This is a genomic window from Rhodanobacter sp. GW835-FHT13D09 (assembly GCF_058793995.1).
In genome coordinates, this window is the sequence record NZ_JBXAGL010000002.1 from 367,135 (window position 1) to 379,520 (window position 12,386).

9 protein-coding genes are annotated in these 12,386 nt (G+C 66.9%); all 9 read left to right on the plus strand.

Annotated features, from left to right (window positions below):
- Positions 1-7: 7 nt before the first annotated feature.
- Positions 8-1,264: an ABC transporter permease gene (locus AC1Q5A_RS04460; RefSeq protein ID WP_492698719.1), complete on the plus strand. Its 1,257-nt coding sequence runs from the start codon at positions 8-10 to the stop codon at positions 1,262-1,264.
- 152 nt (positions 1,265-1,416) lie between these two features.
- Positions 1,417-2,724, plus strand: a complete 1,308-nt coding sequence (locus tag AC1Q5A_RS04465) for an ABC transporter permease (protein WP_492698721.1) — start codon at positions 1,417-1,419, stop codon at positions 2,722-2,724.
- A gap of 10 nt (positions 2,725-2,734) precedes the next feature.
- Positions 2,735-3,970 carry an ABC transporter permease gene (locus AC1Q5A_RS04470; protein ID WP_492699061.1) on the plus strand — a complete coding sequence of 412 codons (1,236 nt, stop codon included), beginning with the start codon at positions 2,735-2,737 and terminating at the stop codon, positions 3,968-3,970.
- An 86-nt stretch (positions 3,971-4,056) separates the two neighbouring features.
- Positions 4,057-5,379, plus strand: a complete 1,323-nt coding sequence (locus tag AC1Q5A_RS04475; RefSeq protein WP_492698723.1) for an ABC transporter permease — start codon at positions 4,057-4,059, stop codon at positions 5,377-5,379.
- Positions 5,380-5,389: 10 nt separating this feature from the next.
- Positions 5,390-6,604 (plus strand): ABC transporter permease, encoded by a 1,215-nt coding sequence (locus AC1Q5A_RS04480; RefSeq protein WP_492698725.1) that lies wholly within the window; start codon positions 5,390-5,392, stop codon positions 6,602-6,604.
- Between the two features lie 63 nt (positions 6,605-6,667).
- On the plus strand, positions 6,668-8,008 hold the full coding sequence (locus tag AC1Q5A_RS04485; RefSeq protein ID WP_492698727.1) for an ABC transporter permease: 1,341 nt from the start codon (positions 6,668-6,670) through the stop codon (positions 8,006-8,008).
- Positions 8,009-8,095: 87 nt separating this feature from the next.
- On the plus strand, positions 8,096-9,340 hold the full coding sequence (locus tag AC1Q5A_RS04490; protein ID WP_492698729.1) for an ABC transporter permease: 1,245 nt from the start codon (positions 8,096-8,098) through the stop codon (positions 9,338-9,340).
- 88 nt (positions 9,341-9,428) lie between these two features.
- The gene (locus tag AC1Q5A_RS04495) at positions 9,429-10,778 is read left to right on the plus strand and encodes a sigma-54-dependent transcriptional regulator (protein ID WP_492698731.1); all 1,350 of its coding nucleotides are present in this window, start codon (positions 9,429-9,431) and stop codon (positions 10,776-10,778) included.
- Positions 10,779-10,980: 202 nt separating this feature from the next.
- Positions 10,981-12,366, plus strand: a complete 1,386-nt coding sequence (locus AC1Q5A_RS04500) for a sensor histidine kinase (protein ID WP_492698733.1) — start codon at positions 10,981-10,983, stop codon at positions 12,364-12,366.
- Positions 12,367-12,386: the final 20 nt, after the last annotated feature.

The following is a 12,386-nucleotide window of genomic DNA, read 5'->3' on the forward strand; positions in this document are numbered from 1 at the left end:
AAGGCTCATGAAACTGCACCCCATTCTCGCCGCCCTGCGCAAGCACAAGGCCGGTACCGTACTGATCGCGTTGCAGATCGCGCTGACCCTGGCGATCGTCTGCAACGCCGTGTTCATCATCGGCCAGCGGATCGAACGGGTGAACCGGTCCACCGGGCTGGACGAGGGCAACCTGTTCCTGATCAGCCAGCAGTGGGTGGGCGCGCCCAGCGCCGATACGCCCGAAGGCGTGGAGAAACTGGACGCGATGCAGCGCGAGGATCTCGCCGCGCTGCGCCAGCTGCCGGACGTGGTTTCGGTGGCGCCGATCAACTCGATACCGCTGCTCAACTCCTCCTGGACCGGTTCGGTGTCGCTCAAGCCGGACGCCAAGCTGGGCGGCAAGGGCAATACCCGCACCGCGTACTACTTCACCGACGAACAGGCGCTCTCCACGCTGGGGCTGCGCCTGGTGGCCGGCCGCGCGTTCAATGCCGGCGACGTGCAGCACCAGGGTTTCCGCGACCAGCGCGATCGCCCGGTCGCCATCATCACCCAGCAACTGGCGGACAAGCTGTTCCCGCAGGGCAGTGCGGTCGGCAAGGTGATGTACACCGATGGCAGCAGCTCGCCCACCACCATCGTCGGGGTGGTGGCGCGGCTGCAGATCCCCGCCAGCGGCAGCTGGGGCAACGAGTTCGTGTGGCATTCGACGCTGGTGCCGACCCGGCTGGACGGGAACTTCGCGCGCTACGTGGTGCGCACCAAGCCGGGCCGGCTGGACGCGGCGATGCGCGCGGTGGCGCCGCTGCTGTACAAGGTGAACCCGCTGCGCGTGCTCGACGACGACAGCGTCAAACCGTTCGCCGAGATCCGCGCCAAGGCCTACCGCGCCGACCGTGGCATGGCGATCCTGATGGGCGTGGTCGCACTGATCCTGCTTTGCGTCACCGCTGCCGGCATCGTCGGCCTGACCAGCTTCTGGGTCGGCCAGCGGCATCGGCAGATCGGCGTGCGCCGTGCGCTCGGCGCGCGCAAGATGGACATCCTGCATTACTTCCAGATCGAGAACCTGCTGATCGCTGGCGCCGGCGTGGTGATCGGCGTGCTGCTGGCGGTGGGTCTGAACCTGTGGCTGATGAGCCATTACGAGATGGCGCGCATCCCCGTGCTGTACGTGCTGGCCGGCGTGCTGGCGATGCTGGCGATCGGGCAGGCCGCGGTGTTCGTACCGGCGCGGCGCGCGTCCAACGTGCCGCCGGTGGAAGCGACGCGGGCGGCGTGACGCTTTTACTCCCTCCCCTGCAGCGCAGGGGAGGGTTGGGGAGGGGTGCCTTTGATCTTTGAGGCAAGAGCACCCCCTCACGACCTCCCCCTGCGACCAAAGGAAGTCCCTTGGGGCAAGCAGGGGGAGGAGATGCTCCAAGGAGATGTGGAATGTTCGGTTACTACCTCGACCTTGCCCTGCGCAGCCTGAAGCGCAACAGGGCGCTCACCGCGCTGATGGTGCTGGCGATCGCGCTGGGCATCGGCGCGTCGATGACCACGCTCACCGTGCTGCACGTGCTGTCGGGCGATCCGCTGCCGGGGCGCAGCGGCGCGCTGTACTACCCGCAGGTCGATCCGCGCGACAACAGCGGCATCATGCCGGGCAAGGAGCCGCCCATGCAGCTCACGGAGATCGACGGCTTCAACCTGCTGCATGCGAGGCGGGCGGATCGCCAGGCCTTGATGACGGGCGGTGCGGTGCCGATCCAGCCGGATTCCGCCGCGATCGATCCGTTCTACGTGGAGGCGCGCTACACCACGGCGGATTTCTTCGCGATGTTCGGGGCGCCGTTCCGCTACGGCCGCGGCTGGAGCGCGGCCGACGACGAGGCCAAGGCGCGCGAGGTGGTGATCAGCAGCGAGTTGAACGAGCGCCTGTTCGGCGGCACCAGCAGTGTGGGCCGCACCTTGCTCGTGGCCGGCAGCCTGTTGCGCATCGTGGGCGTGCTCGACCACTGGACGCCCAGCCCGCACTTCTACGACCTCAACACCGGCTCCTTCGGTTACGCCGAACAGGTGTTCATCCCGCTGCAGACGATGCTGGACATGCACCTGGATCACAACGGCTCCACCGACTGCTGGGGCAACGGTACCGGCGGCGTGGGGACCATCTATCCCGCGCCGAGCTGCGTGTGGATGCAGTTCTGGGTGCAGCTGGACACGCCGGCCAGGGCGGCCGACTACAAGGAGTTCCTGGTCCATTACTCCGGGCAGCAGAAGGCGCTGGGACGTTTCGTGAAGGCGCCGAACGTGCGCCTGCGCAATCTGATGCAGTGGCTGGCCTACCAACAAGTGGTGCCCGACGACGTACGCCTGCAGGCCGGGATGGCGTTCGGCTTCCTGCTGGTGTGCCTGGTCAACACGGTGGGCCTGATGCTGGCGAAGTTCCTGCGTCGCGCCAACGAACTCAGTGTGCGGCGCGCGCTGGGCGCCTCGCGGCGCGCGCTGTTCGCGCAGCTGCTGATCGAGTCGGGCGTGGTGGGGCTGACGGGCGGCATGGGCGGCCTGCTGCTGGCCCTGCTCGGCCTGTGGGTGGTGCGGCAGCGGCCTTCCGACTACGCCGCACTGGCGCACCTCGATCCCGCCATGCTGCTGACCACCTTCCTGCTGGCGCTGGGCGCGAGCCTGCTGGCCGGCCTGCTGCCGGCCTGGCGCGCCTGCCAGGTGGCGCCCGCGCTCCAACTCAAGAGCAATTGAGGGCAGCATGATGGAACTGCGACCGATACTTTCCACGCTGCGACGGCACAAGATCACCTCGTGGTTGCTGATCCTGGAGATCGCGCTGACCTGCGCGATCGTGTGCAACGCGGTGTTCATGATCGGCCACCGCCTGCAGCACATGCACATGTCCAGCGGCATCGACGAGCATGCGCTGGTACAGATCCAGCTGGCCCAGATCGCACCCACGCCCGACATCTTCGTCCGGGCGAGGGAAGACCTTGCCGTGTTGCGACAGGTGCCTGGCGTGCAGGCGGCGGCGCTGACCAACCAGTTGCCGATGGAGGGCTCCTCGTCGAACGCCAGCCTCAAGCTGGATCCGGCGCAGCGCGAGCCCTCGCTCAGCGCCGGCACCTACTTCGGCGAGGACCTGCCGCAGACCATGGGCGCGCGGCTGGTGGCCGGGCGCAACCTGCAGCCGGACGAGATCGTCAATGCGGATGTGGTGGTCAAGGCACTGGCCAGCGGCAACACCAAGGGCCTGCCTGCCGCGGTCACGGTGATCACCCAGGCGCTGGCCGGCCGCCTTTGGCCGGGGCAGAACCCGCTGGGCAAGACGATCTACCTTACCGACCAGGTGGGCGTGCGGGTGGTCGGCGTGCTGGCCGACCTGGCGCGTGCCAACGCCTACAACGACGCCACCGCGCATTACTCGGTCGTCCTGCCGCTGTTCATGGGCGTGGGCAGGAACCAGAGCTATGTCATCCGCACCCGGCCGCAGGATCGCGAAGCCGTTCTCAAGGCCGCCGTGGCCGCGCTGAAGAAGGCCGATCCGGAACGGGTGGTGACCCAGCAGCGCACCTATGACGAGCTGCGCGAGAAGTTTTTCGCCAACGACCGGGCGATGGCCGGCATCCTGGTGGGCGTGATCGTGGCGCTGCTCATCGTCACCGCGCTGGGCATCGCGGGCCTGGCCAGTTTCTGGGTGGCGCAGCGCCGCCGCACCATCGGCGTGCGCCGCGCGCTGGGTGCCACGCGCCGCAACATCCTCAACTACTTCCAGGCCGAGAACTTCCTGCTCGCCACGATCGGCATCGTGCTTGGCATGGCGCTGGCCTACGGCATCAACCTGTTCCTGATGCTGCATTACGAATTGCCGCGATTGCCGGCCGTCTATTTTCCGGTGGGCGCGATTGTGCTGTGGCTGGTCGGGCAGGCGGCGGTGCTCGGTCCGGCGCTGCGCGCGGCGGCGGTGCCGCCGGTGGTGGCGACACGATCGGTGTGACGCTTTTTGCTCCATCCCCCTGCGACCGAAGGAAGTCCCTTGGGGCGAGCAGGGGGAGCAGACATGGCCTGAGATGGAGTGACGCAATGTTCGGCTATTACCTCGACCTCGCGCTGCGCAGCCTCAAGCGCAACAAGGTGCTCACCGCGCTGATGGTGATCGCGATTGCTGTCGGCATCGGCGCCAGCATGACCACGCTGACGGTGATGCACCTGTTGTCGGGCGATCCGGTGCCCACGCGCAGCGGTATGTTGTTCTTTCCGCAGGTCGATCCGAACCCCTATTCAGATGGGCCGTCGCTGCCCTATGACATGATGGATTACCGTTCGGCGATGGATCTGTGGAGTGCGCATCGCGCCGATCGTCAGGCGCTGATAGCACACGGCAAGCTGAAGCTGATCGCTCCGCAGGTGAACCTGCCGCCGCTGATGGCGCAGGTGCTGTCGACCACCAGCGATTTCTTTCCGATGTTCGACGTACCCTTCCGCTATGGCCACGGTTGGTCGGCACAGGATGATGCGACCCGCGCGCGGGTCGCGGTGATCTCCTCGGATCTGAACAACAAGCTGTTCAACGGTGCCGACAGCGTGGGGCGTACGCTTCGGCTGAAAAACTCCGACGTACGCATCGTCGGCGTGCTGGGTGCGTGGCGCCCCTCGCCGCAATTCTATGACGTGGCGGGCGGGCGCTTCGATGGTGGCCAGACCGGCGATTTCTACAGTCGTCCGGAGGATGTTTTCCTGCCGCTCAGCAGTTCGTCGGACATCAATCCTGTTGGTTTCGATTTTTTCACCTGCTGGAGCATGCCCAAAAGCGACGCGACCTTGCAGACATCACCCTGCGTGTGGATGACGCTGTGGGTACAATTGAACAGCGCGGCCAAGGTCCGCAGCTATCGACAATTCGTGGCCGACTATGCTGCTCAGCAGAAGGCTGCCGGGCGTTTCGTGCACGCCGACAACACTCAGCTACGTAGCCTGATGGAGTGGCTGGACTTCAATCGCGTGGTGCCGAGTGACGTGCGCCTGCAGATGTGGGTGGCTTTCGCGTTTCTGTTGATCTGCCTGTTCAATACCGTGGGTCTGCTGCTGGCGAAGTTTCTGCGCCGCAGCAGCGAGATCGGGGTACGGCGTGCGCTGGGTGCCAGTCGTGCGGCGATCATGGCGCAGTGTTTGTTCGAGGCCGGATTGATCGGTTTGCTGGGCGGCATCGGTGGTCTGCTGCTGACCTTGTTGGGACTGTGGCTGGTGCGTCGCCAGCCGGTGGCCTATGCCGATCTGGTGCATCTGGATACGGCAATGTTCCTGGTTACGTTTGCATTAGCCATTGCCGCCAGCCTGCTGGCGGGCCTGCTGCCGGCGATACGCGCCAGCCGGATGGTGCCGGGCCTGCAACTGAAGACGGCTTGAGGACGACGACATGCAGATCCGCCCCATTCTCTCCGCGCTGCGTAAACATCGCGTCGCAACCTTGCTGATCGCGATGGAAATCGCGCTGGCCTGTGCAGTGCTGTGCAATGCCTGTTTCCTGATAGCCAACCGCGTGCAGCAGATCCAGATTCACAGCGGCGTCGATGAGCGCGCGCTGGCCGCCATCAAGCTCACCGGTTTCGATGAAAAGAACGGTCTGGACCTTAACGCCCGCGTGCTCGGCGGCCTGGTCACGATTCCCGGCATGCGGTCGGTAAGCGTGATCAACGCCGTGCCGTTTGGCGGCTCTCCGAACAATGCGGGCATCACCACGGATGCGGCGGGCAAACAGTTCGCTGGCGTAGTGAATTTCTACACGGGCGGACCGGGTAGCTTCAAGGCGCTGGGACTGCGGTTGATTGCAGGACGCGCGCCGCACGATGACGACTATCAGCCCGTCGTCCACTTCGTGCCCGACGATGCGCTGGTGTGGGTCACGCAGTCGCTGGCTGAACACGCGTGGCCGGGTATCGATCCAATCGGCAAAGAGTTCTGGGTGGGCAGACCTCACTTCAGGGTGGCTGGAGTGGTGGCGAATCTGGCACGACCATCTCCGGGTGAGGGCGGTCCTTCCACCATCGAATGGTCGGTTTTCGTGCCGTCCCAGCCCGGTGCACATTTCGCCGGCACTTACCTTTTACGCGCGTCACCCGAGCAACTACCGCGCGCGCTTCGCGACGCGCGCGCGGCTATCGCCCAAATCGCACCCGACGCGGTGCTGGATACCACCGCCAGCCAGAGCATGGTCAGCCTGCGCGAGAGCTTCTTTCAGCAGGACCGCACCATGGTCCACATCCTTGTCGGAGTGATCGCCGCGATGCTACTGGTCACCGCGCTGGGCATCGTCGGCCTGGCCAGCTTCTGGGTGCAGCAGCGCCGCCGGCAGATCGGCGTGCGCCGCGCGCTGGGCGCCACCCGCGGCGACATCCTGCGCTACTTCCAGACCGAGAACTTCCTGATCGTCACGGGCGGCATCGTGCTGGGCATGCTGCTCGCCTTCGCGCTGAACCTGGTGCTGATGCAGCACTACGAGTTGCCGCGATTGCCGCTGTATTACCTGCCGATCGGCGCGCTGCTGCTGTGGGGGCTGGGGCAGCTGGCGGTGCTCGGTCCGGCGCTGCGCGCGGCGGCGGTGCCGCCGGTGGTGGCGACGAGATCGGTGTGATGGGCGGAGTGTGCAGGAGCCCAACGGCGGGTTTCTGCAGGAAGCGGGTTTGCAGGGGGTGGAATGTTTCGTTATTACCTGGAGCTGGCGGTACGCAGCTTGCGGCGAAGTCCCGGACTGACCGTGTTGATGGTGCTGTCCATCGGCTTCGGCGTGGCGGCCTCGATGACGACGTATGCGGTTTTCCGCGGCGTGTCGGGTGACCCGATCCCGTGGAAGTCCTCGCGCCTGTTCGTGCCGCAGATCGACGTGTGGGGACCCGCCGGCACGGCGGGGCCTGGCGCGCACGGCGGCAGCAGCGAACCGCCGGATGCGCTGGATTACGCCGATGCCATGGCCCTGGTGCGCGACCATCGTGCCACCCGGCAATCCGCCATCTACCAGGTGGCGCCGAGCGTGCTGCCGACGGGCGCCGGGCGCGGCGTGATTCCCGTCTCCGGCTTTGCCGTCTATCGCGAGTTCTTCCCGATGCTGGATGTGCCGTTTCGCTACGGCAGCGCCTGGGGCGCTGGCGATGACGCCGGTGGCAACCCGGTGGTCGTGATCGGCGACCAGCTCAACCGGCAGTTGTTCGGCGGCGGAAACGGCGTCGGCAAGACCGTCGATATCGACGGCAAGGACTACCGCGTGATCGGCGTGCTTGGCGAATGGAACCCGCAACCGATCTTCTTCGATGTGGTGGATACCGGTGGTTTCGGCGGCCATGGCCCCGACTTGTTCCTGCCGTTGCAGCAGGCGATCGCCGACGGCATGGAGAACACCGGCGTGGTCAATTGCCCGAAAGGCGTGCAGCCGGGCGAACCCGGCTTGACCGGCCTGCGGCATTCGAACTGCGCCTGGCTGGCCTATATGGCCGAGCTGGACGATGCGGCCGCCGTGCAGCGCTATCGGCAGTATCTCGACGATTATGCCCGCGAGCAGCAGGCGATCGGCCGTTTCAGCTGGGCGCCGAACAACCGTCTGCGCGACATGCGGGCGTTCCTCGACTATCAGCACGTGGTGCCGAACGACACCCGGATGTCGCTGCTGATCGCGTTGAGCCTGCTGGTCGTGTGCCTGATCAATACCGTGGGTTTGCTGCTAGCCAAATTCCTGCGCCGCAGCGGCGAGATCGGCGTGCGGCGCGCGCTGGGGGCGTCGCGCCGGGCGATCCATGCCCAGTTCCTTGTCGAAGCTGGCGTGATCGGCGTGGGCGGCGGCCTGCTCGGCCTGCTGCTTACCGGGGTGGGCGTGCTTGGCGTCAACCGGATGCTGCCGCCGCGGCTTGCCGACCTGGCGCGGATCGATCCGACACTGCTGCTGCTCGCCTTGCTGGTGGCGGCGATCGCCACCGTGCTGGCCGGCCTGTATCCCGCCTTTCGTGCCGCGCAGGTGCAACCTGCGTGGCAGTTGAAGTCCAATTAGCGCGCTGTCCCTGCGCAAGAAAGCGGCCATCCATGGCCGCACTCCTCAATAAAAGCCGGTTTCATAGGCAGTGAAAGGAAACTTCTTATGACCATGCATCCCGTTCTTGCGGCGTTGCGGCGGCACAAGGCCGGTGTGTTGCTTATCGTGTTGCAGGTCGCGCTGACGCTGGCGATCGTCTGCAATGCGGTCTTCCTCATCGGCCAGCGCATCGAACGGGTCAATCGCCCGACCGGTGCGGTCGAACCGGGCTTGATCCGCGTTTCGCAGGCGTGGTACCGGGCGCCCAAGGGCGACGATGCCGCATCGATCGAGCAACTCGACGCCATGCAGCGAGCCGATCTGGACACATTGCGCAGCTTGCCGGATGTGCAGGAGGTGGCGGCTTCGGAAAGCATGCCGCTGCAGGGTAGCATCTGGAGTGGCACGCTCACGCGCACGCCGGAGCAGGGCGGCGTGGCCGTCACGGCCGCCTACTATTACGGCGACGAGCATCTGCGCTCGACCCTCGGGCTGCAGCTGATCGCCGGCCGCGATTTCAAGGCCGACGAGATCCTGCACCACGGCATGCGCAGTTCCGTGGTGTCGCCGGTGATCATCGTCAGCAGGCCGGTGGCCGATCGGCTGTTCCCGCGTGGCGATGCATTGGGCAAGACGGTGTACCAGGATGGCAAGCCGGCGACCGTCGTCGGCATCGTCGAGCGCCTGCAGACGCCGACCACCGCCAAATGGGGGAGCAGCTGGGACTACAACTCAGTGCTTGAGCCGGTACGGCTGGTGGGGCCATCCGCCAGCTACGCGGTGCGGGCACGGCCGGGGCGCGAGCAGGCCGTGATGCGCGAGGCACGCAAGGCATTGCTCGCGCTCAACCCGATGCGGGTGATGCCGGATACCTGGGGCATCCAGTCGCTGTCCCAGATCCGCGGCAAGATCTATCGCGCCGATCGCGGCATGGTGCTGGTGATGGCGGCGGTCTGCCTGATCCTGCTTTGCGTCACCGCTGCCGGCATCGTCGGCCTGACCAGCTTCTGGGTCGGCCAGCGGCGCAAGCAGATCGGCGTGCGTCGCGCGCTGGGCGCACGCAAGATCGACATCGTGCGCTATTTCCAGGTCGAAAACCTGTTCATCGCCGGTCTCGGCGTGCTGCTGGGCAGTCTGCTCGCAGTCGGACTCAACCTGTGGCTGATGGCGCACTATGAGGTGCCGCGCCTCCCGTTCACCCATGTGATGACCGGCGTGCTGGTGATGCTGGCCATGGGGCAGGCATCCGTGTTCGTGCCGGCCAGGCGGGCGTCCAACATGCCGCCGGTGGTGGCGACGAGGTCGGTATGAAAGACGGCTCTGCGGGTATACGCATGACCATAGTCATGGCAACCTTTCCGGTCGGAGCGGCATCCATTGCCGCATGTGCAGAAAGAAGATGACCCGTACCGTCCTGATCATCGACGACAACCCGGCCGTGGGCGAGGCGCTGTCGCTGGCGCTTTCGCTGCACGAGATCCGCGCGCTGGTCGCGCTGACCCCGGACGAGGGCCTGGCGCTGCTGCAGCGCGAGGCGGTCGACGTGGTGATCCAGGACATGAACTTCACCGCCGACACCACCTCGGGCGAGGAAGGCGTGGCATTGTTCCGGGCGATCCGCGAGCGCCACCCGGACTTGCCGCTCATCCTGCTGACCGCGTGGACGCACCTGGAAACCGCGGTGGAGCTGGTCAAGGCCGGCGCGGCCGACTACCTGGCGAAGCCGTGGGACGACAACAAGCTGCTGGCCACGGTGGAGAACCTGCTGGAGCTGTCCGAGTCCACCCGCGAAGTGAACCGCAGCCGCCGCGAACGCCGTCAGCGGCGCGAACAACTACAGCGCAAGTACGAACTGGATGGCCTGGTGTTCGCCTCCGAGGCGATGGCGCGCACCTTGGACCTGGCCTGCCAGATCGCCCGCTCCGACGTGCCGGTGCTGATCACCGGCCCGAACGGCACCGGCAAGGAGCGCATCGCGGCGATCGTGCACGCGAACTCGGCGGTGAAGCGCGGCCCGTTCGTGGCGGTGAACTGCGGCGCGCTGCCGGGCGAGCTGATCGAGGCCGAGCTGTTCGGCGCCGAGGCCGGCGCGTACACCGGCGCGAACAAGGCGCGCGAAGGGCGTTTCGAGCTGGCCGACGGCGGCACGCTGTTCCTGGACGAGATCGGCAACCTGCCGCTGCCGGGCCAGATGAAGCTGCTGCGGGTGCTGGAGACCGGCCAGTTCGAGCGGCTCGGCTCCGGCAAGACGCGGCAGGCCAAGGTGCGCGTATTGAGCGCGACGAATGCCGACCTCAAGGCGATGATCCAGGCCGGCACGTTCCGCGAGGATCTGTATTACCGGCTCAACGTGATCGAAGTGAACCTGCCGCCGCTGGCCGAGCGCAACGACGACATCCTGCCGCTGGCCGAATTCTTCCTGGACGGCCGCGCCGAACTCGGTGACGCCGCGCGCGAGGCCTTGCTGGCTTATCCGTGGCCGGGCAACGTGCGCGAGCTGAAGAACGCGATCGAGCGCGCCGCGCTGCTTGCCGGCGGTCACCCGATCACGCCCGAGCTGCTGAACCTGCCGCAGCACGCGGCGACCGCACCGGCGGCACGCAACCTGGACGAGCCCAGCCGCGAGGCGGTGGAGAACGCATTGCACAAGGCCGATGGCGTGGTCAGCCGCGCCGCGCAAAGCCTGGGCCTGTCGCGCCAGGCACTGTACCGGCGGATGGAGCGCTACGGCCTGGCGACCCCGGCTTGAGTGACCGGTGGCCGCGATGCTTGCCCCTGACCGCAAGGCGTAGAAAGATGGCTGTCCGCATCCAGCAGGAGAGGCGTCGTGCGATATCGCCGGATCATGCCCGTTTCGGCCTGGCCGGGCGGTTGGCTGCTGCCGGACCGCGCGGTGGCTTCGCTGGACGAGTGTCGTTGAGCCGGCTTTCCCCCTTCGAGGAGAGCGGCCGATGTGGCGTCGCCTGAATTCGCTGCAGGGACGCCTGACCCTTCTGCTGGCTGTGGCCGGTGTGGCCGGCGCACTGGTCTATGCCGGCGTCACCCAGTGGCCGCTGCCGCAGTTGCTGCTCTGGTTGCGCCAGGACCTGGCGCTGTCGATACGCGCACCGATGCAGCTGGGCATCTACGGCGGCCTGCTGGCCAGCGTGGTCGTGCTGCTGCCGCTGTCGTTCTGGCTGGCCGGCCGGGTGATGGCGCCGGTGAGCCGGCTGCTGCGTGCGCTGGAAGGCGCGGTGGCCAGTTACCGCGACGGCGATTTCAGCTTCTCGATCGCGGTGAACCGGGGCGACGAGCTCGGCGAGCTGATCCGCATGCACAACGCGCTGGGCCAGACCCTGCGCGAGCAGCGCCAGCACCTGGTGCAGCGCGAGCTGCTGCTCGACACGGTGGTGCAGAACACCCCGGTGGCGCTGGTGCTGACCGATGCGATCGGCAAGGTGGCCTACGCGAACATCGCCTCGCGGCACCTGTTCAATGAAGGTCGCAGCCTGGTCGGGCTGGACTTCGCCGAACGGCTGGCCGAAGCGCCCGAAGCGCTGCGCAAGGCGGTGGAGAGCGGCGAGGACGCCTTGCTCAGCGTGGAGATGGACGGCAGCGAGGAAACCTTCCACCTGTCGCAGCGCGCGTTCCGGCTGCAGGGCCGGCCGCACCGGCTGCACCTGTTCCGGCGCATGACGCGCGAGCTGTCGCGGCAGGAGGTGGCGACCTGGAAGCGGGTGATCCGGGTGATCAGCCACGAGCTCAACAACTCGCTGGCGCCGATCACCTCGCTGGCGCACTCCGGCGCCGAACTGGCCCGGCGCGGGCAGCTGGATCGGTTGCCCGGCGTGTTCGCCACCATCGGCGAGCGCGCGCTGCACCTGCATCGTTTCATTGCCGGCTACGCCAGCTTCGCCAAGCTGCCCACGCCGCAGCCGGCGGACATCGCGTGGAAGCCATTCCTCGACGGGCTGGCGCTGCACTGCCAGTACCGGCTGGCGACGCCGGTGCCGGAGCGGCCGGGACATTTCGACGCAGTGCAGATCGAGCAGGTGCTGATCAACCTGATCAAGAACGCGCACGAATCGGGCGGCCCGGACGACGAGGTCACGCTGTCGATCCAGGACGTCGGCAACGAGCTGCGCATCGAGGTGGCCGATCGCGGCCCCGGCATGAGCGAGACGGTGCTGGCGCAGGCGTTGCTGCCGTTTTATTCGACCAAGCGCTCCGGCACCGGCCTGGGCCTGGCGCTGGCGCGCGAGATCACCGAGGCGCATGGCGGCCGCGTGCTGCTGGCCAACCGCGAAGGCGGCGGTTTGCGGGTGAGTCTGCGCTTGCCGCAGTCGGCACCGAGATAACCATCGACTCGCCTATACTC